Origin of the sequence: Arsukibacterium sp., assembly GCF_036735525.1 — a bacterium.
GTDB lineage: Bacteria > Pseudomonadota > Gammaproteobacteria > Enterobacterales > Alteromonadaceae > Alishewanella.
This window is the reverse complement of the sequence record NZ_DAINOE010000129.1, coordinates 1-4,958: the sequence shown is the minus strand read 5'-3', so window position 1 is coordinate 4,958 and position 4,958 is coordinate 1. Positions and strand designations below refer to the sequence as shown.

At 50.2% G+C, this 4,958-nt stretch carries 2 protein-coding genes; both read right to left on the bottom strand.

All coding sequences use genetic code 11. From position 1 onward, the window contains the following. Positions 1-3,290, bottom strand: a 3,290-nt coding sequence (locus V7D78_RS15910) for an MG2 domain-containing protein (protein WP_333609440.1), incomplete at its 3' end; no start/stop codon positions are given. 157 nt (positions 3,291-3,447) lie between these two features. Then, on the bottom strand, positions 3,448-4,958 hold a 1,511-nt coding region (locus tag V7D78_RS15905; RefSeq protein ID WP_333609439.1), incomplete at its 5' end, for a YgiQ family radical SAM protein.

Here is a 4,958-nt window from a genome sequence, read left to right as displayed (position 1 = left end):
TCAATACTGATCAGGCCGCTACCGGTATAGGGTGCCGTAATATTCAGCTCTATCCAGTCACCAGCGTTGTAATCGGTTTTATCCAGCTTAACGGTTAAGGCAGCATTCTTTTCCAGCATGGCACTGATGTTGCCTGCTCCCACCACCGAAAAAGCCACATTGCCCAGCACAGTGCCGCTGCTGTCACTGAGCTTAAGCTCAAAGTCACCCGGGGTTTCTGTGGGTAAGCTATAGTCTGTACCAGACTGCTCAATACTAAAAGCGCTGTCACTGAGTATGATTTCCTGCACTATGCTCTGATACTGATAAGTGCCATCGTCTTGTTTAACCAGACTGGTAATAGGCCGTTTTTCAATTAATTGCAACTTCACATCGTCAAGCGCTATCTGGCTCAGGCTATTGTCCATCGCAATAAAATGTACATTGCGTGCTTGCTGACGGCGCAAATAGCCCAGCTCGCCATCGGCTTTCACCGCCACTAATTGTGATAACGGCGATAACAGTGTGCTTAGCCGGTGCTGCACACTGCGGCCACCGCCGGCGTCAAAGCCTTCGGTAGTAACAATCAACTGATAGGTGCCGGCCTGATATTGTGCCAGACCCAGAGCAAACTCAACTTTGCCGTCGATATCGGTTTGCTGCTCGTCAAGGTTTTGCTGCACCCGCTCGGCGCGCACTGTGGCATGCTGCGGGCTTAATACCTGATAATCCGGATACTCACTAAAACTAAAACTGCGTGGTATCAGCTCCAGCCTGGCGGTTACTCTGCGCTGCTGTGCCGGCGTGCCAAACAGATTATCCAGTTGCACCTGCACCGCTAAATCTTCTGGATGTAACCACCCCGCAGACTTAACAGCAGCAGCCAGCTGCTTAAACTGACTGCTGATTTTCATGGTGTCGGGTTGAAATTCTTCTACCGCAAAGCTCACCGAGCCTAAATGACGCTGCGAATTGCCTTTGCTATCAAGCAGACTGACATTGGCATGGTAGTTCCCTGTATCACTGTACACCTGAGTGTCCAGGCTAAATTGATGCAGGCCGCGCCCGCTTAAATTAAAGTTTTGCTGCCAGAAGGTGATGCCTCGAGGCCCCTGCACTTGTATCCTTAACGGCAAACCGCTGGCGGCAGCAGTTAAATTTGCCTGACGAATAATGGCGGCCAGTTGCACCTGCTCACCTGGCCGGTAAATGCCTCTGTCACTAAACATATAGGCTGTTAAATTTTTCGCCTGCTCGTCACTACGATACTGACCACTGGTGTTAAATTTTGAATAATCCAGCTGGCGACTCCAGCGTTCAAACGGGATAAAGCTGGTATCTACTACGCCAGCACGGCTGCGATTTACCCGGTATACCACAGGTTGACGCTCACGCCGGAACTGCTCTGTTTTGGCAAAGCTGACGCTACCCTCGGCATTAGTTATACCTTCAAACAATGGCACGCCATTGCGCCCCAGCAAGGCCACCTCAGCGCCGGCAACCGGCTTGCCATCAGAGAGTGACAACACAAACAACTGCTGACTGCTATCGGCATTGTGTTTTACCAGTAAGCCCAAATCGGTGACCAGCACCAGGCGCTTATCCAGTTGCTGCCCTTCACGCTCTGGCCGCGCCGGGTCAAACTCACTTAATTCAATAAAAAATAAACCCATCCCCGCTTGCTTTAAATAAGGGGTTAAAGACAGCGCCTGATAACTGGCCTGCTTAGCCGCCACTTTATTTAGGGTGTAGGTGTGCTGCTGCAAACTGGTGATATGGCTCTCATCAAAGTTGTAGTTATGAAAATACGGCTGGCTGATATCACCGCCGGTCTGGGTGATTAAATGGTTTAGTTGCTCAGGCAACAGTTTATGCAATTTAACCCGCACACCTTTGACGCCACGACTTAACAACTGCAGCTTTTGCTCGCCGCTTAAGGTGAGCACGGCCCCTTCACCAACAATTTTTGCCTCTTTCGGATAGTCAGGCGCCTGAATGACAGCACGATACTCATTGGCCAGCTGAAAATCACTTAGCGATTGCAACCCCGCCGGCACGCTGACAAAGATACTCTGGCCAGGCGGCAAATCCAGCTTGATACTAAAGGCGTCATCGTGCGCTAAAGCGGTAGGCATTAACTCAACGTTCAACGCAGTGGCTTGTTGTAATACAGCGCTGTTGACTTCGCCCGGAGCCCAATAATTCGAGTTGCGCCTGGGGTGTTTTGGCAACAGATACAGCTTTAATTTTTGCTGTAACTCCGTGCGATTAAGCCTGTCGGTAAAACTCAATAGCAGCATTTGTTCAGGCTCAAGCTCGGTGTTGCGAATAATTTCGCTATGCAGTTCGCTCACTTTTAAAAAGCTGCCACTATCTGGCACCAATAACTGCGCGCGGGCAGCGTCTTGCGTTTTACCCTCGCCTATCAGCGCTGTGACCCCGGCATTGAGCTGTACGGTTAAATATTGCTCCTGCGCCGGTAACACTATGTTTTCTGACTGCAGATACAGCACCCGACCGCTTTTGTCGGCACTAAGGCTAAAAGGCACGGCTTGTGGCTTCTGCCGGCTATCTGCCCCCTCTTCGCGCATCTGCATAATTAACTGTTGTTCAGCACTGGCTAATTGTACCGGATGGCTAAAGTTAAGCGTCGCCACCACCTGGCGATGGCCAGGCTCAGCCGGATGTTGATAAAATCGCAGTTGGTTAATCTCTACCGTTAAAGACTGGGTATCAAAGCGGTATTGTTGTTGGGCCAGCTTAATGTCCGGGTTAAAAATACGCTTTTCCAGCCGAACGGTGTATCGCTGGCCGGCCGGCCAGGCTTGCTCCGGGGTAAAGCTAAGTGTGTTATCATCCTGCCATAGCCATTTACCCGCCACAGCCGGGCTGATGCTTGCGCCATCACTTAATACCTCACCAATTAAATCCAGCCGGGCGGCAGATAGCTGCGGCTCTGGCATTGCACTGCTGTGCGCGGTATCACTTTCGGCTGCTGATTGCGGTTGCAGATCATAATAAAAATGCAGCAGCAAGGGCGTTGGCTGCTCTACGTCATCCTGATAATGGCCCAGCGGCGGGTTTGTCACTTTGGCCTGTACTTGCAAGGGTTTGGGCAATTGCTGGTAGTAACAGTAACCGGCTACTGTGGCCGCCAACAATACCAATATCAGCAGCACCAGCCGCCAAAAACGGCCGGGTTGCTGTTTAGCCTGCGTTGTTAAACGGCTTAGCCACAGCGGTGCCGTCCAGTTAATTGAGCCAAATAGCGTGCGTAAAGCATTGCGAAAACCAGAGGCGACAGCAGGCATAACCTATCCTTGTTAAAGGGGTTTATCAGGAGAAATGGGTTGAGTATAGCCAGTGAAAATTAATCACTGATGAACTATAGCAGTTTGTACTTAAACACTTAAACTGCTATCAGTAAAGAGTTGTAATGCCCAGATAAACCTGAGCATCTGCGCGCTATTAAGCTTTGCCTCGCTGAGTATTTTTGCTGCCCGCTTTATGACTGCTGGCTTTGTTACTGTTGGCTTTGTTAGAGCTGGCTGTGTTACTGCTGGCGTTACCGGCTTTTTGGCTAACAGGTTTTTTAGCTGTTTTAGCGATAGCCTGTGCCGCCGGGTTTAAGCCGGTATGACGGCTAAGGGCAGGTTTACCGACTTTGCCGGGCTTTTTAAACTGCTCGTCCTTGCTCTCTTCTGGTACCAGACAGCCTTTGCTGCGACCAATTAAATGCTTTAAGCCCATGTTAATCAGCGCTTCACGAATTTGCGGCCAGCCTTTAGGGTCGTGATAGCGCAATATGGCTTTGTGCAAACGGCGCTGCCGCTCGCCTTTAGGCACAGCTACCACTTCGGTATTGGCTTTGTTGATGTTTTTCAGCGAGTTCATTTCGGTATGATAAATGGTGGTCGCATTGGCCATCGGGCTGGGGTAAAAATTTTGTACCTGATCCAGTTTAAAATCACGCTCTTTGAGCCACAACGCTAAGTTCACCATATCCAAATCTGTGGTACCCGGGTGAGCGGCAATAAAATACGGAATTAAAAACTGCTCTTTGCCGGCTTCCTTACTGAAGCGATCGAACATTTCTTTAAATTTGTCATAGGCGCCCATGCCCGGCTTCATCATCTTCGATAAGGGGCCGTTCTCGGTATGCTCAGGGGCTATTTTTAAATAGCCGCCAACATGGTGCTGCACCAGCTCGCGCACATAGTTTGGATCTTCAACCGCTAAATCGTAGCGCACACCCGAGGCCACCAATACTTTTTTAATACCAGGTAAATTACGTGCCTCGCGGTACAGCTCTACCGTCGGGCTTTGATCGGTATCCATATGCTCGCAAATCGTCGGGTAAACGCAAGATGGGCGGCGACAGGTTTGCTCGGCTTTCGGGTTTTTACAATTTAAACGGTACATATTGGCTGTCGGGCCACCAAGATCAGAGATAACACCGGTAAAACCGGGCACTTTGTCGCGAATATCCTTGATCTCCTGCATAATAGATTCTTTCGAGCGGCTTTGAATAATGCGCCCTTCATGCTCGGTAATAGAGCAGAACGAGCAACCGCCAAAGCAGCCACGCATAATATTCACCGAGGTTTTAATCATCTCATAAGCAGGTATTTTATCTTTGCCATACACCGGGTGCGGCACCCGCTGATACGGCAGACCGAACACTAAATCCATTTCTTCTGTCGACAACGGAAACGCCGGCGGATTAACCCAGATATGCCGATCGCCATGGCGCTGCATAATAGCGCGGGCGCAACCGGGGTTGGTTTCCTGGTGCAAAATACGCGAGGCATGGGCATACAGCGGTTTGTTAACGCTTACCTGTTCAAAGGCCGGCAGCTTAACGTAGGTTTGCTCCCACGGCTTTTGCCGTGGCGGCTGCACTAAAATCGGCTTGGCTTCCACTTCAACCGACTTAGTTAAATCAATACCGGCTTTGGCATATTCAGAATAGCTGCTGC